Origin of the sequence: Loigolactobacillus backii, assembly GCF_001663675.1 — a bacterium.
GTDB classification, from domain to species: Bacteria; Bacillota; Bacilli; order Lactobacillales; family Lactobacillaceae; genus Loigolactobacillus; species Loigolactobacillus backii.
The window spans coordinates 26,002-52,202 of sequence record NZ_CP014877.1 but is presented as its reverse complement, the minus strand read 5'-3'; the positions used below and the strand labels follow the sequence as shown (position 1 = coordinate 52,202).

The 26,201-nt window shown below is 41.1% G+C and carries 23 protein-coding genes and 2 pseudogenes; 14 read left to right on the top strand and 11 right to left on the bottom strand.

Features of this window, described 5'->3' with window-relative positions; genetic code table 11:
* Positions 1-38 precede the first annotated feature (38 nt).
* Entirely contained in the window at positions 39-1,397 is a 1,359-nt protein-coding gene (locus AYR53_RS12940) for an IS4 family transposase (RefSeq protein WP_046870709.1), read from the bottom strand.
* 133 nt (positions 1,398-1,530) lie between these two features.
* Here AYR53_RS12940 and AYR53_RS13425 point away from each other — a divergent pair.
* Positions 1,531-1,662 (top strand): annotated as a pseudogene (locus AYR53_RS13425) (LtrC-like protein); the annotation flags it as partial.
* Positions 1,663-1,817: 155 nt separating this feature from the next.
* Here the strand turns inward: AYR53_RS13425 and AYR53_RS13825 are convergent.
* Positions 1,818-1,880: a putative holin-like toxin gene (locus AYR53_RS13825; RefSeq protein WP_230083882.1), complete on the bottom strand. Its 63-nt coding sequence runs from the start codon at positions 1,878-1,880 to the stop codon at positions 1,818-1,820.
* Between the two features lie 203 nt (positions 1,881-2,083).
* On the opposite strand from AYR53_RS13825, the pseudogene AYR53_RS12930 reads away from it, so the two are divergent.
* Positions 2,084-2,311, top strand: a pseudogene (locus AYR53_RS12930) (DinB/UmuC family translesion DNA polymerase); the annotation flags it as partial.
* 492 nt (positions 2,312-2,803) lie between these two features.
* Here the strand turns inward: AYR53_RS12930 and AYR53_RS12925 are convergent.
* Positions 2,804-8,293, bottom strand: a complete 5,490-nt coding sequence (locus AYR53_RS12925) for a mucin-binding protein (RefSeq protein ID WP_068281324.1) — start codon at positions 8,291-8,293, stop codon at positions 2,804-2,806.
* Positions 8,294-8,429: 136 nt separating this feature from the next.
* Here AYR53_RS12925 and AYR53_RS12920 point away from each other — a divergent pair, with 136 nt between their 5' ends.
* From AYR53_RS12920 to AYR53_RS12910, 3 genes are all read left to right on the top strand, one after another.
* Positions 8,430-8,771, top strand: coding sequence for an AraC family transcriptional regulator (locus tag AYR53_RS12920; RefSeq protein ID WP_068281323.1), 342 nt, complete (start codon positions 8,430-8,432; stop codon positions 8,769-8,771).
* Between the two features lie 127 nt (positions 8,772-8,898).
* Entirely contained in the window at positions 8,899-9,483 is a 585-nt protein-coding gene (locus AYR53_RS12915) for a recombinase family protein (RefSeq protein WP_035181475.1), read from the top strand.
* Between the two features lie 48 nt (positions 9,484-9,531).
* Entirely contained in the window at positions 9,532-10,362 is an 831-nt protein-coding gene (locus AYR53_RS12910; protein WP_082920497.1) for an ABC transporter ATP-binding protein, read from the top strand.
* A gap of 98 nt (positions 10,363-10,460) precedes the next feature.
* On the opposite strand, the gene AYR53_RS12905 is transcribed toward AYR53_RS12910, so the two are convergent.
* Positions 10,461-11,771, bottom strand: coding sequence for an IS1380 family transposase (locus AYR53_RS12905; protein WP_068279064.1), 1,311 nt, complete (start codon positions 11,769-11,771; stop codon positions 10,461-10,463).
* A 309-nt stretch (positions 11,772-12,080) separates the two neighbouring features.
* Between AYR53_RS12905 and AYR53_RS12900 the strand changes: the two genes are divergently transcribed.
* A complete protein-coding gene (locus tag AYR53_RS12900; protein WP_049144758.1) occupies positions 12,081-12,941 on the top strand; it encodes an ABC transporter permease in 861 nt (286 codons plus the stop codon).
* 248 nt (positions 12,942-13,189) lie between these two features.
* Here the strand turns inward: AYR53_RS12900 and AYR53_RS12895 are convergent, their stop codons facing one another.
* Complete coding sequence (locus AYR53_RS12895) at positions 13,190-13,456, bottom strand: GlsB/YeaQ/YmgE family stress response membrane protein (protein WP_003680380.1); 267 nt, start codon at positions 13,454-13,456, stop codon at positions 13,190-13,192.
* 206 nt (positions 13,457-13,662) lie between these two features.
* Entirely contained in the window at positions 13,663-13,980 is a 318-nt protein-coding gene (locus tag AYR53_RS12890; RefSeq protein WP_010014511.1) for a hypothetical protein, read from the bottom strand.
* A gap of 143 nt (positions 13,981-14,123) precedes the next feature.
* On the opposite strand from AYR53_RS12890, the gene AYR53_RS12885 reads away from it, so the two are divergent.
* The 3 genes from AYR53_RS12885 (at position 14,124) to AYR53_RS12875 (ending at position 18,263) form a co-directional block, all read left to right on the top strand.
* Positions 14,124-15,020 (top strand): diacylglycerol/lipid kinase family protein, encoded by an 897-nt coding sequence (locus AYR53_RS12885; RefSeq protein ID WP_003680378.1) that lies wholly within the window; start codon positions 14,124-14,126, stop codon positions 15,018-15,020.
* 150 nt (positions 15,021-15,170) lie between these two features.
* Entirely contained in the window at positions 15,171-16,538 is a 1,368-nt protein-coding gene (locus tag AYR53_RS12880; protein WP_068281320.1) for an IS4 family transposase, read from the top strand.
* Positions 16,539-16,952: 414 nt separating this feature from the next.
* Positions 16,953-18,263, top strand: coding sequence for an IS1380 family transposase (locus AYR53_RS12875; RefSeq protein WP_068279064.1), 1,311 nt, complete (start codon positions 16,953-16,955; stop codon positions 18,261-18,263).
* Between the two features lie 455 nt (positions 18,264-18,718).
* Here AYR53_RS12875 and AYR53_RS12870 read toward each other — a convergent pair whose 3' ends face one another.
* Together AYR53_RS12870 and AYR53_RS12865 are read right to left on the bottom strand one after the other, a co-directional pair.
* Positions 18,719-19,087, bottom strand: coding sequence for a DUF5388 domain-containing protein (locus AYR53_RS12870; RefSeq protein WP_020090532.1), 369 nt, complete (start codon positions 19,085-19,087; stop codon positions 18,719-18,721).
* A 2-nt stretch (positions 19,088-19,089) separates the two neighbouring features.
* Positions 19,090-19,896, bottom strand: coding sequence for a ParA family protein (locus tag AYR53_RS12865; protein ID WP_010010558.1), 807 nt, complete (start codon positions 19,894-19,896; stop codon positions 19,090-19,092).
* 889 nt (positions 19,897-20,785) lie between these two features.
* On the opposite strand from AYR53_RS12865, the gene AYR53_RS12860 reads away from it, so the two are divergent.
* The 4 genes from AYR53_RS12860 to AYR53_RS12845 all read left to right on the top strand — a co-directional run bounded on the left by AYR53_RS12860 (position 20,786) and on the right by AYR53_RS12845 (position 23,775).
* Complete coding sequence (locus tag AYR53_RS12860) at positions 20,786-21,013, top strand: BRCT domain-containing protein (RefSeq protein WP_239693283.1); 228 nt, start codon at positions 20,786-20,788, stop codon at positions 21,011-21,013.
* Between the two features lie 180 nt (positions 21,014-21,193).
* Positions 21,194-21,394 carry a hypothetical protein gene (locus AYR53_RS12855; protein WP_035168888.1) on the top strand — a complete coding sequence of 67 codons (201 nt, stop codon included), beginning with the start codon at positions 21,194-21,196 and terminating at the stop codon, positions 21,392-21,394.
* A 12-nt stretch (positions 21,395-21,406) separates the two neighbouring features.
* Positions 21,407-21,781: a DUF536 domain-containing protein gene (locus AYR53_RS12850; protein WP_046872572.1), complete on the top strand. Its 375-nt coding sequence runs from the start codon at positions 21,407-21,409 to the stop codon at positions 21,779-21,781.
* A 1,400-nt stretch (positions 21,782-23,181) separates the two neighbouring features.
* Positions 23,182-23,775: an SHOCT domain-containing protein gene (locus tag AYR53_RS12845; protein ID WP_068281336.1), complete on the top strand. Its 594-nt coding sequence runs from the start codon at positions 23,182-23,184 to the stop codon at positions 23,773-23,775.
* A gap of 132 nt (positions 23,776-23,907) precedes the next feature.
* Here the strand turns inward: AYR53_RS12845 and AYR53_RS12840 are convergent, their stop codons facing one another.
* The 3 genes from AYR53_RS12840 to AYR53_RS12830 form a co-directional block, all read right to left on the bottom strand.
* Positions 23,908-24,201: a hypothetical protein gene (locus tag AYR53_RS12840; RefSeq protein WP_046872533.1), complete on the bottom strand. Its 294-nt coding sequence runs from the start codon at positions 24,199-24,201 to the stop codon at positions 23,908-23,910.
* Positions 24,202-24,468: 267 nt separating this feature from the next.
* Positions 24,469-25,209 carry an IS3 family transposase gene (locus tag AYR53_RS12835; RefSeq protein WP_046872534.1) on the bottom strand — a complete coding sequence of 247 codons (741 nt, stop codon included), beginning with the start codon at positions 25,207-25,209 and terminating at the stop codon, positions 24,469-24,471.
* A 40-nt stretch (positions 25,210-25,249) separates the two neighbouring features.
* Entirely contained in the window at positions 25,250-25,513 is a 264-nt protein-coding gene (locus AYR53_RS12830; protein ID WP_056986488.1) for an IS3 family transposase, read from the bottom strand.
* Between the two features lie 196 nt (positions 25,514-25,709).
* Here AYR53_RS12830 and AYR53_RS12825 point away from each other — a divergent pair, with 196 nt between their 5' ends.
* The gene (locus AYR53_RS12825) at positions 25,710-26,186 is read left to right on the top strand and encodes a universal stress protein (protein WP_068281335.1); all 477 of its coding nucleotides are present in this window, start codon (positions 25,710-25,712) and stop codon (positions 26,184-26,186) included.
* Positions 26,187-26,201 lie beyond the last annotated feature (15 nt).

Genomic DNA, 26,201 nt, shown 5'->3' with positions numbered 1-26,201 from the left:
CTTGGTATCACAGGGCATATTTTAATTAATTTAACCATTTAGCTTGCTGTTAACAGCGAAACTAACCGTTTCGGCAAAAATGTGAAGAACTGATTCATCATCTGAATAATTTGGGCTCTTCTTGCATAAACTTCATGATTAATAATCGTTTTTAACGAATTTAGAAGCCATACCAGTGCTTGAGACAACTCAATATCTGGCATGGCTTCGTTCATTATAAAGAATAAATCCCCAATGGTGCGATCATCCTGATTTTGCCGTTCCTGCCAAGCTAATAGGTCATAAGTCATCATGACAATTGCTAAATGGCCACAAAGCCCGTCATAATTTTGAACTTGTGATTTGTCGAGCCGCAAGTATTGCTTGGCAACTTTAAAGTAATTCTCAATTTGCCATCTTCGGGCGTATAGTTGAATGATCTCTTGTGGCTGAAGGCCTAACTGAGTCGTTGCCAGTACTAGGTAGTCATCTTGACGGGCCCGATTAGCCACAAATACCAAGCGAAGCTTGAATTTTTGGTTCCCGACGTGCGCTTCGACAAAGCAGCTGTATTGATAAGCTTGCTTGGGTTGATATTTTGAGGCCTGCAGTCGCTTGTATAATGCTCTAACTGAATATTGCCGTCCGCGATATTGATAGTAAATTTTGCTGGACCGTTTAAGCATGCCCACGCCGTTTAATCCCAACTTGGTTAATTCATAGAACATTTTTGGTGAGCTATACCAGCTATCAAATAACACATAGTCAGCTAGAACGCCATTTGCGAGGGCTTGCTTGACAAGTTGCAATGAAACGAGGTTCATTTTTTGCTGTGCTTGGCGACGTCTCCGGCCAGCAATTGTTCGTTGATCGGTTGTTTTAGCTGATTTTCCAAGGACGTTTTGTGGCTTCTTGGAAGACATTAATGCAAAGTTGATCGGTAAGAATGTATTGGCGTCACTCCAACCCAAAGTTAAAGCCCGGTATCCCTTAATATATAACTGTTTGTCATGGTCAAAGACTCGCGCTAGTAATTCGGTTTGGGTGGCGTACTCACGGGAAAAGAGTGTATCGTCAATGATCAATGCTAACCGCCGCCGGCGGTCAATAAACGGTCGTAAATGCTTGATTAAATGACTCCCAACTTGACAAATCAAGCGTTGCCAATTGATCCGGCCATCGTTCAAATTATTTCTGACGGTGCGACTGGTAAAGTTAGGTGTTTCATGGGCTCGATAAAGCGAGCGTCCCAGGAACTTTGTCGTGAGCAGCCATTCAATGACCTTCATCAAGCTGATTTCTGAATGCCGGCGATAATTCACCAACTTGGTGAGTTTAGATAGACCAATGAGGGAAGTAAATTGATGAACAATATTGTGAAGCTCGTTTTCTGTATTTTTTTGTCTTATAATATTCATGACGTAAGTCTCCTTTGTATCTTGGTTTTGGTCGACTAAAGTATACAACGCAGGAGAGCTTGCGTTTATTTTTTTGCCAAAAAAGCCAATAACCACACGCCTTTGGCGTGATTATTAGCTTTCAAGTTTCAGACTAAAAAATAAACTAAATGATATACACCATGAAATCAGTAATCGAACACAAAATCAGCTGCAAGCATTTGCTGAACAGAATCCGGAGATCAAACAACCCGAATCCGAACTTGCTCAGAGTCTAAAACGTTAGCCAGTTTTTAAGGGACATGCTATAATGTAATAGAAAAAGGAAGTCTTGCGCTAACAAGACTTCCCGCGCAAGCCGCTTCAAAGGCGGTGGCATTAGTTAAGAAATGATAGTTGAGTCACCCTGTAACCTAGCCAAAGTTACGCAGGGCGGCTTTTTTATTTGTTTCTTTTGTCGATGTATGTTAGCAACGCTAAAATAAACATTGCAAATAGCAACATCAACGAGAGTGTCTGGAAGACGCTCATTGACTGTGAAACCTTCCTGAAGATTATTCCATGTTCCCATGGGCCTCACCTCGCAAGGGAAAAGACAGCCACCGCCCTTAAAACTTCTTGCTTAATCCATTATACTGGAATATTTATAATTGATTCAAGAAAATCCTAGATTGCATAATTAAAGTTACCACCCAGTAAATGTGAAAAAAGACTATGGCAATAGTCAGGTGCTCATGTGTGATTACACGCAGGCAAAGGAGATTAAAGTCGTGCTTAGCGAGATTGCTGATCAGGTTGCTGGCAGACTTCGTCACCATCAAGTACAAGGTGAAGTGGTTAGCGTTGGGATTGATTATGCTGATGCAGAAGAAGCGGGCACCTCCGGTTTCGGTGTGCAAATGAAGATTGATCCCACAAACCACACTGACGATTTGAGCCCCAAAAAACGTCCGCACGTCCAACCGTACAATTATTGTCCGGACCATTGACATTCTTGCCGAACGATTTGGCAGGTCATGCATGAATTAGGCATTCAATCGACTATGTATCGCAAACGTCCTAAAAAGCCTACAACCAATACTGACACGTCGCAGAAGCCTAATTTAATGAGACATCTAGCTGATTTATCTGGGGTCGTTACCACTGACATCACCTATATTCACCTGATCAATCAAAACTGGGTTTATCTCGCAACTTTGTTTGTCGTTCCTCGGTCACATCAAAACAAAATAAAACACTGGTAAAAGACCTGATGATGCGTGAATTTAAGAAATAACCAAGTGCCTTCGTCAGAACGTAACTTCTTTTGTCCGGCCTATTGACATTCTTGCCGACGTAGAGCCAAATAAAGACCCTGAAGAATAATAATATTCTTCAGGGTCCTCTTTAAATAATCTATATTCGCTACAGATATATTTATTTAATGGTTAATCATTACGACGTTTCTTGATACCAAGAAAACCGAGTAAACTTCCAAACATTGCCAACAAAATACCAATAAATGACATTGTTTGACTTTGACTATTGTTTTCACCAGTTTGAGGTAATTCTGGTGAATTAACAGCACCGTTGTTAACTTTAGATCCTGTATTAGTCGACGTATTGATTACTCCATTGTTAGTAGCGTTACTTGGCTGGGAAGGATTCCCTGGTTGGTTAGAACTGGGATTTCCTGTGTCCGTACCATTACCTGGCTTCCCCGGTTGATTGGACCCAGTGCCGCCATTGTTATCTGTTGCGGGGTTCTTCGTGTAAACATAGGTAACAGTCTGATCCTGATCCGTAAAGCTCCCCGTAGGGTTCCCTTGGACTTCTTTGAAGGTGTAGCCTGGCACATCCTTTTGGGTCGTTGAATATGGATCGCCTACATTACCAGAAGCAATAACGTCGTCAGCAATTGGATTGCCGTTTTCATCAACATACTTAGCTGTGACGTTACCGCCAGCAACTGGAGTCTTGGCGTAGACAATGGTCTGAACATTATCCTTACTATCTTGCGTTAAGCCATCAACTGAATCGCTGGCTGGCTTACTTGCAGTATAGCCTGGAATTACCGGTGAATTTTTACTATCAAAACTCGTCTTGCCATTTTCGGCTGTCCAACCATCATCCTTAACAATCTCACCGGTGACCTTATCAATTTCAACTTGATGGTCAAATGTCGTGGAATCAGTCTTATCAGGAGCTGCTTGTGAACCATCGCCATATTGATAATGGATTGTCTGGTGAACATCAGTTGTCAGCGAATTCTTATCAGTCCCAGCTGGCCATTTCGGACTATCTGGATCATCTGGATTAATTGGCGTACCTGGTGTTTGTGGATTCGTTGGATTTACTGGGACCACGTCGTGGTCATAGTAAACATTAACTGTAACATCCTTATCACCTGGGGTAACTGTCTGTTGAGCAACTGTGGCCAAATCCGGTGCCAAGTAGCCCTTGGAACTCAAGTCAGGAGAAGTGACAGAATCCCAATCAGACTTATTATCAACTGCAGTCCAAGCTTTATCACCATCAGTTTGGTCAACGGTATCACCACCTGTTGTCGAGTAACCAATGATTTGACCAGTTACTTTATCAACAATGGCGGTACGGTTATACGTAACCTGTTCAGTAACTTGCTTAGCGACAACTTTGCCAGTCTGCTTATCCAGGTAATTAACAGTCCTAATGACTGTCTGAGTAACAGAACTCTTGTCAGTTCCTTCTGGCCACTTTGGTCCATCAGGATTAATTGGTTCACCTGGTGTTTGTGAATTATTCGGACCAACCGGCGTTGTGCCATGAGTTAAATGAACCTCGAAACTTTGAACGGTACCATCTTGGTTATAAACCACACCATTAGTTGGATAATTGTCTGAGACTAATTGATACCCTTGTTTTTCATAATCGGCAATGGTGTCACCCGTCCGATAAGGATCAGTTGAACCATCGCCATATTGATAATGGATTGTCTGGTGAACATCAGTTGTCAGCGAATTCTTATCAGTCCCAGCTGGCCATTTCGGACTATCTGGATCATCTGGATTAATTGGCGTACCTGGTGTTTGTGGATTCGTTGGATTTACTGGGACCACGTCGTGGTCATAGTAAACATTAACTGTAACATCCTTATCACCTGGGGTAACTGTCTGTTGAGCAACTGTGGCCAAATCCGGTGCCAAGTAGCCCTTGGAACTCAAGTCAGGAGAAGTGACAGAATCCCAATCAGACTTATTATCAACTGCAGTCCAAGCTTTATCACCATCAGTTTGGTCAACGGTATCACCACCTGTTGTCGAGTAACCAATGATTTGACCAGTTACTTTATCAACAATGGCGGTACGGTTATACGTAACCTGTTCAGTAATTTGCTTAGCGACAACTTTGCCAGTCTGCTTATCCAGGTAATTAACAGTTCTAATGACTGTCTGAGTAACAGAACTCTTGTCAGTTCCTTCTGGCCACTTTGGTCCATCAGGATTATCTGGATTAATTGGTTCACCTGGTGTTTGTGGATTATTCGGACCAACCGGCGTTGTGCCCTGAGTTAAATGAACCTCGAAACTTTGAACGGTACCATCTTGGTTATAAACCACACCATGAGTTGGATAATTGTCTGAGACTAATTGATACCCTTGTTTTTCATAATCGGCAATGGTGTCACCCGTCCGATAAGAATCAGTTGAACCATAGTCGCCAGTCAAGTCCTTAGCGCTTAAGGTTTTACCAGTCTTATCATCAATATAAGTGACGTTGGCGGCTTCTTGGTTTGATGTATAGATAATGGTCTGAACATTATCCTTACTATCCTGCGTTAAGCCATCAACTGAATCGCTGGCTGGTTTACTTGCAGTATAGCCTGGAATTACCGGTGAATTTTTACTATCAAAACTCGTCTTGCCATTTTCGGCTGTCCAACCATCATCCTTAACAATCTCACCGGTGACCTTATCAATTTCAACTTGATGGTCAAATGTCGTGGAATCAGTCTTATCAGGAGCTGCTTGTGAACCATCGCCATATTGATAATGGATTGTCTGGTGAACATCAGTTGTCAGCGAATTCTTATCAGTCCCAGCTGGCCATTTCGGACTATCTGGATCATCTGGATTAATTGGCTTACCTGGTGTTTGTGGATTCGTTGGATTTACTGGGACCACGTCGTGGTCATAGTAAACATTAACTGTAACATCCTTATCACCTGGGGTAACTGTCTGTTGAGCAACTGTGGCCAAATCCGGTGCCAAGTAGCCCTTGGAACTCAAGTCAGGAGAAGTGACAGAATCCCAATCAGACTTATTATCAACTGCAGTCCAAGCTTTATCACCATCAGTTTGGTCAACGGTATCACCACCTGTTGTCGAGTAATCAATGATTTGACCAGTTACTTTATCAACAATGGCGGTACGGTTATACGTAACCTGTTCAGTAATTTGCTTAGCGACAACTTTGCCAGTCTGCTTATCCAGGTAATTAACAGTTCTAATGACTGTCTGAGTAACAGAACTCTTGTCAGTTCCTTCTGGCCACTTTGGTCCATTTGGCTCATCTGGATTAATTGGTGTTCCTGGTTTTGCTGGATTACTTGGATTAATCGGTGTGATTACATGTACCAAGTGAACTTCATAATTCTTGACTATTCCATCTTCGTTATATTCCACACCAGTTGCCGGATAACCATCTGACACTAGCTTATAACCCTGATTTTCATAATTTTTGATTGTATTACCAGTTTGATAACTATCCGTCGTACCATAGTTTCCCGTTAAGTCTTTGGTACTTAACTTCTTACCCGTCGTATCATCAATATATGTGACATTTGCCTTCTCAGCATTTGGCGTATAGGTCACTGTATAGTTCAAATTTCCATTGGTTATATCAACGGTTTTGGACGTCGTTTGTGTTAAATCATTAGTTGGACCAGTCGTTTTGATAACATGATATCCTGGAACTGTTGGATTGGTAACAGCTTGAAAATTGGCCTCATTACTTTCAGTCCAAGTACTATCTGGTTGACCATCTACATCCAGAGTAGGTTGTTTTTGCGTTCCATTTTTATAGTAAGTGGTCGTTTCTTTCGTAACTGGATTAGTAACCGTTAGGAAATTAATTGGGGTAGCCGTATGGCTTGCTGAAACGGTTTCACCATTTTGATTAACGTAGTTGATTGTTTCATTAACTGTTTTCATAGTTGTACTATAGGCTGGCGCATAAACATAAATTACAGTTCCATTGTCCCCGGGATTTTTCAAAGTTCCACTAGCTGGTAAACTGTTTCCTCCAGTAATAGCACTATCACTCATTTTAATAAAAGTGTAATTAGGTATATCAAGCCGTGTCGTATCATAATTACCATTGACATCTGCACCGCTTGGATATGAAACAGTCCCTTGATCTAACTGATTGCCCTTTTGATCCACATATTTCACATTAACAGTGGCAGCCTGTTTAAAATCAAAACTGCTAATTTTAAATTGTTGCAAGTTTGTATTAGCACCAGTTGAAGCACTGACGACCATAGCCATGGCTTGATATGCGTCAGGAATTGAAGTGGAGGTCCAAGTTAGGACATTTCCACCTGTCTCGGTATAATTAATAGTTAATTTCCTATTGCTGCCATCATAGCTAACAACAAAATCATGAAACTGACCATCCAAATCTCCTGAATTCAGTTCTTGCACGGAACTCATCATATCAGTTGTGGCCCACCAGCGTGAATAAGAATTCCCATCTTGAGCTTGGACTAGCTTTTGACTTGTGTTTACAAAAGCGCCAAATTGTGGAAACTTGGTTCCATCGGGGTCGGTATCCCAACCATATCCATTAGAATCGGTTGAAGCAACTTGTGCACCATCTTCGTTAGCCTGTGGGGTTCTATAATCATTATGATATGTGTCAAGCTTGAAACCAATTGCTTCTTGTAAACCACCAATACCGAGATTCGCACCGGCATTTCCAATATCAGTAGTATTACCAGTATGAAAGGCAAAGCCAATTCCATCAGCTCCTCCTTGAGAGGAAGTTCTATTTCCTAAATTAATTTGACCGGTTAATGTGAAATTAGTATTCATATCGATTTTACTTTCGAGAGAAAAGTTTCCGTCTTTATTATTTTCATCTGGTGTAATAGTCACAATCCCAGTTGTTCGATCATAAGCAGCTGAACCATTTAATGAAAAATATTTTTCGAAATTATCTTTAGTTACTTTCGTCAGAGCTTCTGAATCAGCATTTAATTCAGAGGATGAACTTAGTTGAGTTAATAGGTTCTGGTAGGAAACTTGTACTGTAGTACTGTTGGGTAAGTTATTATTAGCAGCTGAGCTTGCCATAATATTATCGGTTTTAGTATTGTCACCAGCAGCTGCAGTTGTTGCAGTATTATCGGTTTTAGTACTGTCACCAGCAGCTGCAGTTGTTGTAGCATTATCGGCCATTAGCTGAACAACACTCTTCGTATCACTGGCACTGCTTGCTGCAGTAGCTGCAGATTGAGCAGCACTCTTCGTATCACTAGCACTGCTTACTGCAGTAGCTGCAGATTGAGCAGCACTCTTCGTATCACTGGCACTGCTTACTGCAGTAGTTGCAGATTGAGCAGCACTCTTCGTATCACTGGCACTGCTTACTGCAGTAGTTGCAGATTGAGCAGCACTCTTCGTATCACTGGCACTGCTTGCTACAGTAGCTGCTGATTGAGCAGCACTCTTCGTATCACTGGCACTGCTTGCTACAGTAGCTGCTGATGAAGCAGCGCTCTTCGTATCACTAGTGCTGTTTACAGTGGGGGCAGTTAAGTTCCCTAAGGTGGTATCAGCATGAACTGCTACCGTTGATACCCCACCGAAGACAAAAAAAGACAGTGTAGCAATTGCGGCAAAAACGAATTTTTTGCCATCTTTATACATTTTATAATGTAATTTCTTTTCTCCCATTATAAATTCCTTCCCGCTCAATTATATTGAGCTAATCTACTTTTAATCTATTTTTAATTATATACTCATAGAATAAGAATGACATGCCTAAGTCTGCAAAATAAAGCACTTTTTTGTAAATAGTCAGGGAGATATCATGAATCAGTCAACTTTTCAGCTACTTGGTAATGTTGCTTCAGCAGATTTCTACCTTTGTGAAGGCAGTGATATTACTTTAATATCTGATAATAATGCCTATAATATGAAAGCTTTAGTCCAAGAAGCGCTTAAACTGCGTGTTCCTAATTCTTTGACCGTTATTGATTTAAACAACTTCTACGTTGGTATGATCCCTATTGATCATAATCAGATATTGACCATGATTCCTCATATTAACACCACCAATATCCCATTCAATTATCAGGAAATCACTAATTTTATCGGGTCTAGAATTTTTGGTGTTGGAAAGTATTTCCATTCCAAAAGTACTAGGCCCTAATTTAAAAAGCCATTGATAATGGATCAAAAAAGGCCACTAGGGTATACCCTAGTGGCCGTTTTTATTTTTGTGCTATACTAGGAAATACAGATGTTCATTAGAACTGTCCAAAAAGGGAGAGCTAGAAATGGCTAAAATCGGTTATGCTCGTGTGAGTTCCAAGGAGCAACATTTAGATCGACAGTTAGCGGCTTTAAAAGGCGTTGATAAACTATTTTCAGATAAGTTAAGTGGGGCTAACACCAAGCGACCTGAACTGCAAAAAATGCTGGCCTATATCCGTGAAGGCGATATTGTCCTGGTTACTGAATTAGACCGCTTGGGCCGAAACAACCAGGACTTAACTAAGATTATGAACACCATTCAGAACAAAGGTGCCACCCTAGATGTGTTGAATTTGCCGTCCATGACGGGGATTGCGGATCCTAACTTGCGTCAACTGATGACTAACTTAATCATTGAACTGTATAAGTATCAGGCCGAAAGTGAACGGAAGCGGATTATTGAGCGTCAACAACAGGGGATTTTCTTGGCCAAACAGCAGGGGAAATATCATGGGCGCAAACCCCAATATACCGAAGATGATCCCCGCTTACTACATGCTTTTAAGCTTTATCAGACGGGCATGAGTGATGTAGACGTCGCCCGTAATACCGGTATTAAGCGAACAACTTTTATCAGATATCGCAAGAAGTGCAATATAAAAAGATGAGATTTACATGCGATAATTACGTTATACTAGTTTAGAGAGGGCGACATAATGATCATTCAAACAAAGGGACTTACTAAAACTTATCAATCAAAAGTGGTGGTTGACCATATTGATTTAGCAATCAAAGAAGGAAGCTTAACTGCTCTACTAGGACCCAATGGCGCTGGTAAAACAACCACTATATCGATGCTCACAAAGATCTTAAATCCAACCAGTGGAATGATCAAGATGAAACCAGACATAAAGATTAGCATGGTATTTCAACAGAGTATTTTAGATAATGATTTGACAGTTATGGAAAATTTGAGTATTCGAAATAAACTTTATAAAGAAGCCAAATCTAATCATATTGATGCTTTGATTCAGAAAATCGGGTTAACTGAATTTATTAATCAAAAATACGGCCGACTTTCTGGTGGGCAACGGCGACGAGTTGATATAGCAAGAGCTCTACTTAATCAACCTGATATTATTTTTTTGGATGAGCCAACTACGGGTTTGGATATCCAAACCCGCTCGGCAATTTGGAAATTGTTGCATTCATTGCAAAGTCAAAATAATTTAACCATTATTTTGACGACACACTATCTTGAAGAAGCAGACAATGCAGATGAGGTTTATATTATTGATCATGGCAAAATAATTGCCAGCGGATCCGCTGATGAAATTAAAACACAAAACTCCAGCAGTAAACTCGTGATTGTTTCTGAACAAGCTGATCAATTAATGGCATTGATACCAAGTAAAATAATTCATACGCAGATTAATCATAAAACCCGAATTATTCATACGAGGTTTAATATCGGCATACCGCACAATTTTGGACCAATTCTCGTGCTGCTATGGCGTAGTCAAACCAAGATGTACTGTTTTTGCTAAAGGCTACCAAATTATGGGGCTGGATAAATTTTTGATCCTCAATTTTGAGCATACTTGCCCCTTGGCCGAACCGACTTTTTTTGATTTTTTGCACCAGTTTAGCCCCACTGTAGCGCTTGGATTCGAGCTAACAGTTGATAAAACAAATCCTGATAGACGTGGTGGCGGCTTAATTTTAGATAAAGTTGCCGGCCGCTGGTCACCAGCTTACCCGCTACTTTAAACAGCCATAAGCGCAAGGTTGTAACCTGTAATCGCTGATGTTGTACAGGCAACAATTGGCGCATCAAGCTGACTAAATTATAAGCGAGGACACTGAGCATCATGCGGGCATAATTTGGTATAAATTGCGAGCTAGTCATTTTATCCAGGTAAAAGCCAGCCTTGGCTTCCTTGATATAGTTTTCCATTTGACCCCGTTGGTGATAGGCGTGAAATGCATCTTCGGCGACAAAACTCGTTAAATTGGACACGAGGTATTCATGTTGAAATAACAATTCACCAGCTGGTCGAGTTGATTTAATATAGATCTGGCGCGGCTTAGACCATGATCGGGCTTGATAAGACGCGCGATAATAATGGACCTCGGTCTCAGTCCAATTCTGCTCATCACTGATCTGAACAAAACGTTCAGCCAGTTGGTTCAGCCGCCGATTGGCTTTCAGGCGGATCAAGTAAAAAGTGTCGTTGGCTTCACAAGTTTCGTATAATTCTGGAGTCGCAAAGCCACTATCCCCGCGGACCAAGATATCAGCGTTCGGTTTGACTTGATGATAGTGCTGTAGTAGTGGTGTGATAAAGGGGGCAATATCCGTACTGGTATAAACATTACCTGGGCGCAATTGAGCCTTTAAACAGTGGCCCGTTTGCCCGTCAAAAGCGACCAGCGGATGGTAACCCGTGGTACCGTAATGCGCATTAAAGGCCGTTTTTTCCTGATGACCATGAGTATCGGCGTGAGTCGAGTCAATATCGAGGATCAGCTGTTGTTGCTTGGCGCCAGTCCACGCTTGGTCAAGCAATGCTTGATTCAACGTTTGTAATGAGGTGATGGTCTGCTCGTCACAGCGTTGCCAAAAACGGGATAATGACGGTTGTGAGGCCAATTGCGGTTGTGCCAATAGTAATTTAAATGTGGGGTCATTGCGCAAACTGGTGGCAGCTAGATCGGCCGGGTAACCGGCGATCAACTGCAGCACGACCTGTTCTAGTAGACTAACGTTGCTGTAACGAGCGTAATGGCGCTGGTCATCAAAATGGACTAATTGATACGCTAAGGTCGTGAAATTGAGTTGCGCCATTAATTCTTTGACCAACACTAGCCCAGCATCAGTGGAAAGTTCACCACCAGTGTGCGAAATATGTAATTTAGGATTGAAATTAACTCGTTTTCCCGGTAAAGTTGCCATGAGAAGGACCTCTTTCTTTGGGTGGATAGCTGACTTGTGGTGAATCAACTATACCAAATCGGAGGTTCTTTTTCTGCACTAAAAAGGTGAAAAATAAAAAACACAGTACCGCCCATGATACCGGGGTGACACTGTACTTGGAGAACTTATGGTGAATAATTCAGGATAAAACCATTTGTTTAAAGGCTAATTCTGACGAAGCACTCTCATTATTATTAAAGTTTCGTATTTTCATTAAAACGTTCACTTATCAAGAGGGAACGATGGATGATGCTTTTTTGTCATTAACCGGAAGGAAGATGCGTTGATATGATTACTTTAACAAGGAGAAATCTACTGTTGTATTTCCGCAATCGCCCCGGAGTATTCTTTTCATTATTGGGAGCAATGATTTCATTTCTCTTATATATTGTCTTTCTAAAAAAGTCAATGATAAGTAGCTGGAAAACTGTCCCTAGTTCTCACCAATTACTTGATTTTTGGTTGATTGGAGGGACTTTATCAGTGACTGCCATCACAACCACCCTTACCTCACTTGGACAATTAGTAAAAGATAAAGAACGCAAGGTTATTAAAGATTTTTATTTAACAGACCTTTCTCATTTTGAAATCACCATGAGCTATATGTTAAGTGCCGCTTTGATTGGCTTTATTATGCAAATAGTTATGTTCGCACTGATGATAGGATACTTTTCAATCACAGATAACTTGACCATGCCATGGGAGTCGCTACCAGCTGTAATTTGCGTTGCTCTTTTTAGCTCTTTACTAGCAGTTGTAATTAATATGTTGTTTATCCAGTTTATTAGTCGCTTTGATTCCTTGAACGCTATAGGAACAATTGTTGGCACGGCCTCTGGCTTTTTAGTGGGTACCTATATTCCAATTGGTATTCTTCCTAACTTTGCGCAGTTACTTATCAAATTAACTCCGGGTGCATATGTAGCAGCCATTTATCGACAAATACTTATGGCAGATAAATTAAAAACCGCTTTTCATGGTCAGCAAAGCCATTTTGAAAAAACGATGGGGATTAAGTTAGAGTGGCATCATTTATTAACTGGAATGCAAACGACTGTGCTCCTTACCGTAGTTTTTTTATTAGGAATAGCAGTTTTACTAATTGTTGACTTAATTCGAAGCAAGGAAAATGTGAGAACGGTTGATTGAGATAGCAAATATGATGAAACAAGTAGACCAATGTTTTGTGATTATTGATTAAGCATTCCAAGTGAATTGCGAGGGATCAATAATGCCTATAAAAATCCGATTAAATTGGAATCTGCCTTAATTGCATCGACACGCAGTCACATTACGATATTGGCCTAGCCAATAAACTATGCTGGATTAAATTTGCAATCTACCGTTTAACATTTTTTGATGCCGAGCGTAACAGCCAGGCTGTCAATTGGCACTGTTCAATTGTGTTTTGACCGTCGAACCCGTGCCCACTGAACCACGAACATCATTATCAGAACGACGGCAATTGCACCGATTGCGGCTGGTATCACGGTCATTCCGGCTAACTCAGGCCCCATCGGCCCCAGCACACCTTCACCAATGAGTGCCCCAAGGACGCCAGCAATAATGTGACCGATCCAACCCCGCGATTGACTGGGGCTCATGATAGCACCTGCAAAAGCACCAACCGCCGCGCCAACAATCATTACCCATGACCAATGCATGCTGTCATCCCCTTTTTAGCGGCGGTGTTTGAACTGCCGCACTTCTCGAAACACAGTCAATCCTAATTGCCCAATTGCAATCAATAGTGACAATTTACCCCAAAAACCAGGGGTCTGTCGTTTAATTTTAGCCATTACGGACACCTCCATCTTTTGATAGCGCTAACAAGTGCTACTTCAACAAATCCTTTTATGCCTAATCACAATTACTGCGGCTGAAGCGCCTGGGCAGCAACGGTTCCGATCACAATAAGTATCATCGCCCCGCTCACGACTGGCAACAACGTCATTCCAGCAACTGTTGGCCCGAACCATCCAAAAGACAGCTGGCCACCAAGTACACCGAATAAGCCTGCGATTAAATTAATTGTCGTTTGACGCCGACCATGTGCGCCTACCGCATTTGCAACGATACCTATTGTTAGTCCTAATATCGCAACACCTATTCCATCCCATTGTGAACACGCTCCATCCCGATATTGTGTGATTAAAATTATCATAACTATAATATTTATATTGAGCAATCAAAATGCTCATTGACCCGACTAATTCAGTAATGATGCATATTATTTCCAGTCAAACTAGTGTTCAAGCTATACTGAGACTATCAAAAGCTTACTAAATAAGCGATGAATAAACTTAATTTTTTAATCAAGAGGCGATTGTCATGGCAACAACTTACGGCATTTTCTATAACGGACAAGCGGGTAATGGGCAAGCGGCAACCGTCGCCCATCAAACCGCGCAAGCGCTATCGAACCATGGCATTGAGTCTCAATTACTGACAACACCAGGAATCCCCCGGGCAATTGCGTTAATTAAGCAAACACTTCCTCAACTGTCAGCACTAATTGTTATTGGTGGAGATGGCACACTGAACGTTGCAATGACAGCCCTAATCCAAGCTGAAGCACATATTCGTATCGGCGTTATTCCCATGGGAACGGTTAATAATTTTGCAACCCGCTACCAGTTACCAACTGACCCCCAAGCGGCCATCGAACTAATTTGTACTCAGCCGGCGACCCAAGCAGTCGGCATGCTAGTTTGTAATCAACGCCGGGCAGTCGTGAGTTCACTGACATTCGGTAATTTGGCTGACATTTCCAATGAAGTCCGACAATCTGAGAAGCAGCGATTCGGTAAATTAAGCTATCTTTACCGTGCTATTCGCCATATTGGTCACAATAAGTCACTGCCAATTCGATATCAATTCAAACACGAAGGAAGCCACACCTTAAAAACATGGTTCTGTTTGATTACAACGACCAAATCAGTCGGTGGGCACGTCTATAGCGCGTCTGCTCCAGGAAAAATGCATATTAGTCTACTTAACAACATTGGCTGGCGGCAAGTAATTCCATATATTTGGTTCGCACTAACGGGGAACTTGCAAAACTCCAAGGCCATTACACAGCTAACGGCAACCAGTGCACGAATTACGAGTGCAACTGGTCAAGCCGTGACGACACGTATTGACGGCGACCCAGCGGTTAAACTGCCAATTGAATTGACCTATTTGACAGACCGCTTCGAATTGATCGTACCAACAGTCATCGAATAACGACGTATTTTTTATTAACTAAACCGTGAAAGTTCAAAACCCAGCTAAACCCTGATTGCACTAGGTTATTTTAGCCCAAAATTAAACACAAGCAGCTCCTTGAAGTATACTTGAGTCGTCTAAACCACGATACAAAGGAGTGCTTGTGCTATGGCTAGTATACCGCAAAATAAAATTGAAAAATCAAGTTTTAAAATAATTACCCAATTTTGTGCCTTGGCGCACCTACCAGCTTTGGTCCGCTTGCTCAATGATCACCGCCATTCTAACGTTTCACTAACTGCAATCTTGATTTGGTTACTCAAGGTTATTTTCCAGCGGCGGACACTTTACCGAGCAGAAGCACCAGGCATGTGTACCAAACGCACGGTCTACAATATCTTGAATGACGGTCGGATCAATTGGCAACGGCTTAGTTGTTTATTGGCACAACGGGTGATTACTGGCCTAGCACAGTGGCTCGACGCCCGCAAAAGTGGTGCGCTGATCATTGATGACACCCTGATCTCACGACTGAATGCGAAACAAACCGAGCTTTTAGCCAACACCTTCGATCATGATCGGCAACGCTACTTAAAAGGTTACCGTGGTTTGACCTTGGCTTGGAGTAACGGCCAGCTCGTGTTGCCAGTCACGACGGCAGTTTTGTCGTCACAGAAAGCACGTAATCGGGTGGGCACACCAGCTAAAACTTTAGATCAACGCACCTTAGCCGGACAACGGCGGGCCCAAGCGATGCGGCTAATGCCAGCGGTCGCACTAGAACTGATCAAGCAAGCGCAGGCAAATGGGCTCAAAGCTAAATATGTGCTATTCGATAGTTGGTTTACCTCGCCTAAAATGTTTGCGGCGTTAAACGACCAAAAGTTGATCGGTATTGGCATGCTTAAACGGACCAAGAAGATCTATTACCGCTATCGTGGCCGCCAATACACCGTCAAAACGCTCTATCAGTACTTACGTCAGTCGCATCGTCAACCACGAGCCGACTATTTATATAGTTGCGTGGTTCAGACCGCTACCGCAAAGTTACCGTTACGCTTAGTTTTTGTCGCTAAACGCCATTGCGCCAACGACTACCTGGTGTTAGCGACCACAAAAACCAATCTGACCCCGGCAGCGATCATTCAACTTTATAGTCGCCGTTGGCAGATTGAGAACTATTTTAAGGCCGCCAAACAATATTTACGCCTTGATCAGACTCAGATCCAGGATTATGACGGGCTTTGTGCGCATATGGCTGTGACCATGATGACCTATGATCTGTTGGCTTGGCAACAGCGGCGCCAACCAGGCGTCCCAACGATTGGCGATATTTTCTATCAATTGGATACCTTACTGCCGATCATTGATCTGGCGACTGCAATCGGCCAGTTACTAGGTGAGTTGACTAACCTAAAGGTGACTAAATCACCTGCAAAAATGACTGCGCAGATCAAGACACTGATTGACCAATTTTTAAATGGCTTATCGATTCAAACTTCGGCGCTGATCACGCTGAGCATGAGCAATAGTTGAAGGTTAATTTTTAGGCTGTAAAGCTTGATGGACTAAGGGATTACTCGAATTGGAACTTTCACGACTTAGGTACTAGTTTAATTTTAATCACTCCCATATCTAACATTGTAATTAAACAGATGACACGTACAGCCCTACACACAACAGTAAACAGAACCAGTAAATCTAAAGCCAGTTTCAATTTTAAAAAAGTGAAATCTATCGATACAATTTCCGTAATTAAAGGATTTTTTAATCAAGCAAGGGTAACCTGAATTATTCACCATAAGTTCTCCAAGTACAGTGTCACCCCGGTATCATGGGCGGTACTGTGTTTTTTATTTTTCACCTTTTTAGTGCAGAAAAAGAACCTCCGATTTGGTATAGTTGATTCACCACAAGTCAGCTATCCACCCAAAGAAAGAGGTCCTTCTCATGGCAACTTTACCGGGAAAACGAGTTAATTTCAATCCTAAATTACATATTTCGCACACTGGTGGTGAACTTTCCACTGATGCTGGGCTAGTGTTGGTCAAAGAATTAATGGCGCAACTCAATTTCACGACCTTAGCGTATCAATTAGTCCATTTTGATGACCAGCGCCATTACGCTCGTTACAGCAACGTTAGTCTACTAGAACAGGTCGTGCTGCAGTTGATCGCCGGTTACCCGGCCGATCTAGCTGCCACCAGTTTGCGCAATGACCCCACATTTAAATTACTATTGGCACAACCGCAATTGGCCTCACAACCGTCATTATCCCGTTTTTGGCAACGCTGTGACGAGCAGACCATCACCTCATTACAAACGTTGAATCAAGCATTGCTTGACCAAGCGTGGACTGGCGCCAAGCAACAACAGCTGATCCTCGATATTGACTCGACTCACGCCGATACTCATGGTCATCAGGAAAAAACGGCCTTTAATGCGCATTACGGTACCACGGGTTACCATCCGCTGGTCGCTTTTGACGGGCAAACGGGCCACTGTTTAAAGGCTCAATTGCGCCCAGGTAATGTTTATACCAGTACGGATATTGCCCCCTTTATCACACCACTACTACAGCACTATCATCAAGTCAAACCGAACGCTGATATCTTGGTCCGCGGGGATAGTGGCTTTGCGACTCCAGAATTATACGAAACTTGTGAAGCCAACGACACTTTTTACTTGATCCGCCTGAAAGCCAATCGGCGGCTGAACCAACTGGCTGAACGTTTTGTTCAGATCAGTGATGAGCAGAATTGGACTGAGACCGAGGTCCATTATTATCGCGCGTCTTATCAAGCCCGATCATGGTCTAAGCCGCGCCAGATCTATATTAAATCAACTCGACCAGCTGGTGAATTGTTATTTCAACATGAATACCTCGTGTCCAATTTAACGAGTTTTGTCGCCGAAGATGCATTTCACGCCTATCACCAACGGGGTCAAATGGAAAACTATATCAAGGAAGCCAAGGCTGGCTTTTACCTGGATAAAATGACTAGCTCGCAATTTATACCAAATTATGCCCGCATGATGCTCAGTGTCCTCGCTTATAATTTAGTCAGCTTGATGCGCCAATTGTTGCCTGTACAACATCAGCGATTACAGGTTACAACCTTGCGCTTATGGCTGTTTAAAGTAGCGGGTAAGCTGGTGACCAGCGGCCGGCAACTTTATCTAAAATTAAGCCGCCACCACGTCTATCAGGATTTGTTTTATCAACTGTTAGCTCGAATCCAAGCGCTACAGTGGGGCTAAACTGGTGCAAAAAATCAAAAAAAGTCGGTTCGGCCAAGGGGCAAGTATGCTCAAAATTGAGGATCAAAAATTTATCCAGCCCCATAATTTGGTAGCCTTTAGCAAAAACAGTACATCTTGGTTTGACTACGCCATAGCAGCACGAGAATTGGTCCAAAATTGTGCGGTATGCCGATATTAAACCTCGTATGAATAATTCGGGGGTAATTGGAATTATTTCCATTCCTGCAATTAAATTTGCAATCTACCATACGTGTATATAGTTGTCAAATACGTGCTATGATTGTGTATGTCCTAAATGGACACAAGCAACGCTCCTAAGCAAAGCCTGTATGTACTGATTTCAGAAAAGCCCTCTATTCCGTATAATAGAGGACTTTTTTGTGTGCATTCTGCTTAATTTAAACGGACAAGTATACGTCTAAAAGCTGAACGTGTTGTCTGAGAGCGCGATATTATTTTCCCCTAGTTCGGGCGTCTCTACTCTCCAGAATATCTAATTGAAAAGTAAATTTTCGCTTGTCTTCAGCGTCTAAAGAATCAATGAGATAGTCTAATGCGTTATCAATGGCATCTTTTTGAGATTTATATAGACCAATTCCAGATAAAGCTTCCGCTTTGTTCTTAATATGGTTGTTGATTCTAACGTTAGCATAAAAAGTAACAGAATCTGCAACGCTTTTTCCCGGTTTTGATGGTTTGCCATTATTACTTTTAAGATCATCTGTAGTAAAGGTGTTTTTGGGTTTGATATCTTGTCCACGATCAAGTGGGTCCGTCTTTGGTTGTTTTTTTAGATTGGGATTGTTTAATAATCCGCTCATTCCTATTCACCAGCCATTCTGCTAAATATTTCATCAGTAACGTTGGAGTATACGTCTTGAACTGCTTTATCAAACTGATCTTTAAATGTCACCCCGGTTACATCATATCGTTTTAAGCGTTCCATATTTTTAATTGTTATGTCAAAAATATTTTCTTTACCAAATATATCAATTGCTTTAGCTAAGGTGCTCTTATCGACAGGGGCACCATTTTTCAGCAAAACCGGCAATATTCCTAGTAAATCTAATGTCGGAGCGTGGAATTCATTGATAATTTGATCTTGCATGTATTTGATGAATGCCTGGGCACCCTGAAGCGATCTTTCCTGAGTTTGAAGAACGACAATCGCGTAGTCTGTCATATATAATGCGGTATCTGTGATTAGGCTAATTGTAGGTGGAACGTCTACCAACAAGTAGTCATAGTCATCTTTCCACGGATTTATTAAGGTAGACAAGTATTTTACACGATCGGTGTAGTCAGAAATTATATTCTCCATATATCTAGGATATAAAGAAAAGTCAGCTGAGGATGGAAGAATATCTAAATTTTGGATTACGTTGATGATAGCTGGTTTGAGGTTTTTGTTTTTAATTGCGGTCATCAAGGTTTCATCAAAAGAAGTTACTTCACCGCCGACGTTATTTTTAGTTTTTAAATATAAATTAGTGGCGTTAGCTTGAGGATCCAAATCTATTAATAGTGTTTTATACCCACGACGTGCCAACTCGATACCAGTCATTGTACTATTAGTTGTCTTGCCAGTCCCGCCTTTAAAGTTTGAAAATGTTATGACTTTGCTATCCAAAATATCACCTCATAAATATGTAGTGTAATGCTCTTAAAGCATAGCACAAAAATTAGTACATGTATACAAATACAAGTGTGTAAAAGTAAAAATGTATACATGAGCTCTATGTAGACTGCAATAGAGGCGTTTTGAATGAGTATACAAATACTAATTTTTACATTAGTATTTGTACTAATGTAAAAATGTATACATTTTTTAAAAAAGTGTTGATTTCTTTTATTGAGAGAAATACAATTGTACTTGTAAGTGAATACAAAAAAACACCCACCGACGGGCATCGGTGAGCGCCACAAAAAAAGTCATCATTGTTTAATGACTATTATATCATGGCCGGTGCGATTTTTAAAGCCCTAGGGGACAAGCTGGGGTCTAAATCTAAGGGGACACGTTTGCCAGTGCGACTTCAATAAGTCTGGCTATACCACAACAAGGTCATCTGTACGGCTGGGTGGTGAATGGTGAGCGCGACCATTAACGGCGCGGGTGGTAAAACGAAGCTTCGGCTTGGTGCCACTGATTAGTTGGTGATCGAACAAACATAAATACGTATCGTCAACGCCTGCTAGGGCGTTTTTTAGTAGGCTAAACCGAAAACGTAGGTTTATAATGAGTGGTGGTAGCAATACCGCAATTGTACAGACAAGCGACGGGCGTTAACGACCGACGAACTAGGGGGAAACCTTAGCGTAGAATTGCACTCTGGTTCAGTTATTCCAAATAGCTGTTTCCAGGGAACAATTCTGCGCTCAAAACGTCACTCCCTCTAAACTGAATGGAAAACCATAACCCGTCAAGTCAAAACCAACATTAGAATCAAGAAAGTTGATGATTTAAAATGCTTGATTTAAGAGATTGTGAGATTGCTTTTACCGGACGTCTAACTACCATGACTCGGGATCAAGCTTTTAGTTTGGCGAAAGTCTTTGGGGCGAAACCAAAAAATTGGGTTACGAAACAGACAGATTATTTAGTGGTTGGGTTAATTGAGACGGCTTTAGGTGAAGAGCCCATCACAAAAAAGTTATTGACGGGAACACCAACGATTTCAGAACGGGATTTTTTGGACTGGTGTCAGGCACGATTGGCGCAATGGTCTAGGAGTTTAGGCGGTTAAATTCACAAAGTGAGTTTACTGATTTTTTGGGGATTTTTCATCTAGACCACTCCTCTCCCGTCAAATTTCACAAAGGCCAAATAACGGATCGTTGTTTTATCAGGGCATGAAGGATTTACTTGGGATAAGCCGCCTTATGTAAACTACATAGTAATTCTCATACTTTTTAGGAGGTTTTCCATGAATATTCCACGCGTTACGCAGCTAACTGTTGGCGACCTCAAACAGTTACTCAACCAATATGATGACAGTACCACCGTGTATGTTTCCAACGATACCGCTAAAGAAGTTTCCGCCTATGAAGCTGTTAGTGTTGAGAGTGATGTGCTAGATGACAAACCGCTGATTATTATTAGTGGTGGTATCGTAGACGAACGATAGGACTGAATTCATATGTTAACTTACAAAGAACTTGCAGACAAATTAGGTGTAAAAAAGGACACGATCATATATCGCGCCCGTAAGCCACCTGACAAAAGTATCATAAAGAAAAACGGTATTAATTATTTAACAGATAGCGCTGCAGAAACTATTTCAAAAACTATTCAACAAAAAAAGCAAACCGATAATACCCGCAACACTAATGACACTGTACTCACAGAACAGTTAGCCATCAAAGACCAGCAAATAACAAAACTACAACAATTACTAGATCAGCAACAACAGCTTACCGCCAATCTACAAAATAAACTGGAAACCACCCAGCAACAATTGACTACTGCCGAAACTCAAAAAACTAAACACTGGTGGCAAAAACTATTTAGCTAATAAAACAGGACAACTTCATTCAAAAATACGGGTTCTCCTCTCAAGTGTGACAAAACGGGTAATTAATAAACGTTGATATAACAATGTTTAACGAGGTTGTAACCGTAACAAAAGTGAAAATAAGAAAGATTTTATATAAAGTTGTGTTCTGCTACTGCAAAGGTCTTTATATATAATATATTTTTATATGTTACAAAGTTACTTGTTACAAAGATAGATATAGAGTTGATATAAAGCCATTTTGAGCGTAACCATTTTACTGTCCGATAATGCGAGAAACTGTTACTCTCCCCTTGTTAAATTAATTAACTTTTTAAGTATTCAATGTTATACTAAGCTTATCCAATATAGGTAAGTCATCATGGCTTACTCGTGGTTCTAACCAGACCACAAACCAGCGCCCGCCTAAAAAGCGGGTCTTTTTTTGCACAAAAAAATAAGCAGTGTAATGAAACCACTGCTCATAAAACAATCAATTATCGCGGTGCGTCAAGTCATAGACAATCAAACCCGCAATAACGGCGGTAGTTAAATTCACTAACGCCTCTCCAATATAGGTTGCCACCACAGCGAACCCCCTTTACTATGGCTAAGCACCACACTTGCACATAGCAATTCAATTATAGCAAACGCCCACAAAAATATCACTCTAAAATGGCTAAAAATTGAACGCTAAGGGATTTTAATTACCAATAGGCAATATTGCCTATCAAACAGTAAAAGTCATTAGAACTCAAGAATAAGCTAATTGGAGCATTTATCATGCTTAACTTAAATAATACAACGAAAATATTTAAATAACTATATATGGTGAAAGAAAAAAACTATGAAAAGTCAACACCAGCATATGAGTAAGCGCTTTAAAAAATAAATGAAAATTTTTCTAACCACACTTACCAACACAAATCCAACTAAAAAAGTCACAACCGTTTGCTCCCACAAAAGATACGATCAGACAATCGCGGACAATAAACATAGACAACGAAACACCTTAAAGGAAGGCTTAAACCAAGCGGAATCGCTCCGCTCTCTCATAGATTTTCCCTATCTGTAAGAAAATCTACAATGCTTCTTTAAGATTCTGATTTACTTAATTCAACCAACAAATATATTTTTATTATTAGCTCAAATAAGTAATTCAGCCGATATTTTAAACTCAACAAGTCCTTGTCCCTACAGCAATTAAGGTTAGTTTTACATGCAACCTAGAGAAGCATTATTACTGTTTTGGGTTATCGTTTCCGTTTCCTTGTATTCCACCCACGTCTTTAGTTGCGTTTATCTCAACAAGGTTTAGTTAGCATTATGTCAACTCCTATTGGTATAGTTCAAAAAAAAATGTTTTAAGGATTATCAATAACTAGGTGTATAATTAGCTCTTACCAAAGGAGAATTGAAAAATGGGCAGTGCTTTAAGAATTAATGATATTGCTGAAAAGAAGAAAAGTTTAGGGTACTCTGAAAATACCGACTACCTAGCTTATGTTCAGGTCAGTAAAAAACTAGAATATCTCATAGGAACCGTTACTAGTAGCTTAATCAACAAAATGTACGTGATTAGCTTTGAGGAGGACGGTCTTCTCTTCATGGGTATTAATTTAGCTAATCAATTTACAAATAGCGATAAGTTTATTCCTTTGTCTGAAATTGGAAGTATATCCTACAAAAGCTCAAAGTTAATAAATGGCCGACTAGTATTCAATGCTGAGAAGCTAATTATCAACTCCAAAGATGGCAAAACAAGTGAACACCTTATGTACACGATGGTTGCTATCGCTAGTTGGATTAAGAAAGACCTCCCTAATGTTCATGTACGAATTGATTCATACCCTTCTCTAAAGGAGAGCTTTAGTGCTAAAGAAGAGCCTTCAGTTGTAGCCGACACGAGTTCAGCAGCTGACAAACTAAGAGAGTTAAAGGCCTTGTTAGATGAGGGTGTTATTACACGATCTGAATTTGATGAAAAGAAGCGTGACATACTCTCTGAACTTTGAGTAAAATAAATATAAGCCATGTATAATACGTGATAGGTTATAGTCCAATAAGCGCCCACAGCTATCAAAAAACAACCAGGGAACGGCTAAATTCACATGGTTGTTTTTTATTTGTCTATTTTTACAGGATAATTATTGAATTGTGTCATCTGGATTCTCATCCATATCGTGTAACTCTTGCATTAGTTGTTCTTCAGCTTCTTTGGCCAACTTCTTTTCTTGCTTACGCTTTGCAAGGAGAGATTTTGTTTTTTTATAGGCAGTTACACTAACACTAGTTACTAATACACCAGCAGATAAACCGATTACTAGTCCTTTTTCTATACCTGCTTTTTCTGCTTCTTCTTTTATTGTCGCGATAAATTTAGCGGGGCCGCCAAACATTGAGGCTTCTTTTGTGAAATTTGAATATTCCCAGTCCTTCATAATTAGAATCTCCTATTTTTCCACCTATTATATCATGGCAACTTGGATTGAAGTCAATATTTGAGACAGATTTTAAGAGACATTCAGAACCGCGTTTACCTTCCACAGCTCAAATAAATCATTAATCGCGATTAATAACTTATTTGAACCCTGGAAAGCATTAAATCAGGCGGCCATTTGGCTCGTAAGTGTTGCAATTTCAACTTGTAAGGGGGTCTGGTAGCCCAGTGAACTATGAATGCTCTTCCTATTGTAGAAAGCATGCACCTATTCAAAAAGGACGGCAGCGGCAGTTTCATAATCTTCAAAGACCGGCACTGGATAAACACATTCCTTTTTGAGGGAAGCGTGAAAGGATTCCATTGGCGCATTATCATACGGACAACCCTTACGGCTGTATGAGTGGCGGATATGTAGCTCAGTTAAACGTTGATTGTAATCATCGCTGGTATACTGTGATCCTAAATCCGTATGGATAATCAGGTCCCCAGTAATGGTTCGATTTTTAACCGCGCTTTCTAGGGTCTTTAAGACTAAATCAGTAGCCATCTTTTTTGAGAACGAATAGCCGATAATCCGTCGTGAGTGCAGGTCCATGATGGTTGATAAGTAACACCAGCCATTACGCTTCGTTTGAATATAGGTCATATCAGCGGTCCATTTTTGATTTAAACCAGTGGTCGAGAAATCCTGCTTAAGCAAGTTGGGACGCTGTTCAACCTTGGTTTTGGAAGCCGAAGCCGCTTTCCACTTATTGACGGTAACGGAGTGGATATCCAGTTCCTTCATGAGCCGGGAAATCCGTCGTGGACTGCACCGAAGCTGCAGTGGTTGAAGTTCCAGATTCAATTCATGGTGGATCTTCATAACACCGTATCGCTGCTTAAATTCCGCAAAGATCCGCAGAATCCGTTGTTTCAAGCCCGCATCTTCGGCCCGGCGTTTTGAAGGTTTGGGGGATCGATAACGATAATACTGAGCTCTGGAAACACCGAGGATTCGGCACATCTTGGTTACCTGGTGGTGATGGCTTTCTTGGTGAATGTAATCAAAGATATTGGTTACTTCTGCGCAAGGAAGCCCAGGTCTTTTTTAGGATTTCGTTCTCCTCAGACAGCGAAGCCAGTCGCTTTTCCATCGCTTTGATTTCGTCTGGCGATTTACCGGATTGAGTTTTGGCCTGGCCCTGGATCCACTTATGAACGGTTGAATAGCCAATGCCATATTCTCTGGCCAGTTGGGCAGCTGATTCGCCTTGCTTATATAGGTTGATAATGTTTTGTTTGAATTCTTTGTCGTAACGAGTTGGCATGTAAAAATTCCTTCCTTTTGAGAGACGATTTATTCATTATACCCTCTCTTAAAAGTTGTCTCAGGAATCAGCTTACATCCACTGGTTCCCTAAGGCGTAATCGGTTACACTTTCTCGCAGTTTTTTTACCATATCGCTTTTTATTTGCAGATAAATAACGTATGATAAGAGTATAAAATAATGAGAGGTGAATATTATGTTACAACAATACAAGCACATTTTAGTCCCAGTCGATGGTTCCTATGAAGCCGAATTAGCTTTCAAGAAAGCAGTCGCTGTGGCTAAACGTAACGATGCTGATTTACATCTCGTTCACGTTGTTGATACACGGGCTTTCCAAAACTTTTCTAGCCTTGATACCAGCATGGTTGAACAAGTCACAGAAACGGCCAAGAAGACCCTCGACAAGTACGTGGCTGATGCCAAGGCAGATGGTCTTGACAAGATTGATTACGCCATTGAATACGGGGCACCGAAGACCATCATTGGAGATGTTCCTCTGGGTAATGACACCGATTTGATTATGATTGGTGCTACTGGGTTAAACGCAGTTGGACGGCTATTCATCGGGTCTGTAACGGAATACGTCACACGGACAGCAGTTTGTGACGTCATCGTCGTACGGACGGACTTAGATAATCAACCAGCCAAAGCAGCACACCGCGCAGAATAAATTTGCTAACTAATG